General features: G+C 33.8%; 1 protein-coding gene. It reads right to left on the bottom strand.

Annotated features, from left to right (window positions below; all coding sequences use genetic code 11):
* On the bottom strand, positions 1-1,135 hold a 1,135-nt coding region (locus FYJ55_RS10680), incomplete at its 3' end, for an ISL3 family transposase (RefSeq protein ID WP_154556802.1).
* Positions 1,136-1,271 lie beyond the last annotated feature (136 nt).

The following is a 1,271-nucleotide window of genomic DNA, read 5'->3' as shown; positions in this document are numbered from 1 at the left end:
CATTATTCACTTTTTTATTGCAGACTACCACCTGGCCTTTGTCTGCTTCAACTTTATATTCAGTACCTACAATCGTAAATGAATTGATGATTTCCTGTTTCCAGTTGATCAGATTGTTGGAAAAGGCAATCATTTCATCAATGTTTGTATCAATGCAGCTGCGAATCAGATTTTCTAGATTTACTTTCGCATTGTCTATTGTAGATTTTGAATAGAAGTCTACAAGTTCTAGTTTTAATGAGTAACAAATAGTTAAATCATTATTAATTTCAAGCAGTTTCTTTCTTAAATCATAGTAGTTCATATAGCTTTTAAAATGAGAGTTGTATTTACGCTCACGTTCTACATCAAACAGTCTTCCATATTTATCTTCATCTTCTGGATTTTTAAATAACAGCCAGTTGAATTTTTTGAGAAGATAATATTCATCTGAAGCCTTATTATCTTTATATCCCTTCATGACTTTGATACGTACCTCATTCATTTTCCTATGGAAATCTTGTGAAAGATGAAAATAATCCAAAAGCATACAAGAACATGGAAACACCTTATGTACGACATCTCGATATACTTCATACATGTCTGAACAGGCGTATTTTACCTTTTTGCGTTCTTCTAAAGGGATCTTTTGAAAGTAGTTTAAAAGATATTCTTTTTTACGGTTCGGCAGAACATCAACGGGAATCTGCTTTTTAAAATCAAGAAGAACACAGACATACTTACTCTTTTCGGATTTGAAGGCATATACCTCATCAAAATTAATGATTTCCGGAAGCGGGTTTCTGCCAATATCCACATGTTTATCAAAGATGGTGGATACAGAAGTTGGAGAAACATGATATCGTCTGGCAACGGAAGTAAATGTCTCATTGAAATCTTTCAGATCCTTCAGAATATTATGTACAGTAAGGATCGATATTTTCTGAGATTTGAAGACAAAAGGATTGAATTCATAATAGGTCTTTCCACAACATGAGCATTTGTAGCGTCTTGCCCTGTATTTTATTATGCATTTCTGTGTGGTAAGAGCCGAATGAGTGATCTCCTTGGTTACATATTCCTTGATTTTAGGCGCAGTAAACCCACAGTAAGGACAAGCCTGATGTTTATCTGTAAGAGTTACAACAAGAACCATCATCTTATTGAACGTAGTACAGAGAATATTGGCAATATCATCAGGATTCAGGTGAAAAAGATTGATTAACAGCAGTTTGAAAGCATCGTTTTCGATCATAAGATCATCTCCTCTCTAATTTCAATGACATAGTATC

It is taken from the genome of Holdemanella porci, from assembly GCF_009696075.1.
Classification (GTDB): Bacteria; Bacillota_I; Bacilli_A; order Erysipelotrichales; family Erysipelotrichaceae; genus Holdemanella; species Holdemanella porci.
The sequence above is the reverse complement of the archived record's forward strand: the minus strand, read 5'-3'. Positions and strand labels throughout refer to the sequence as shown.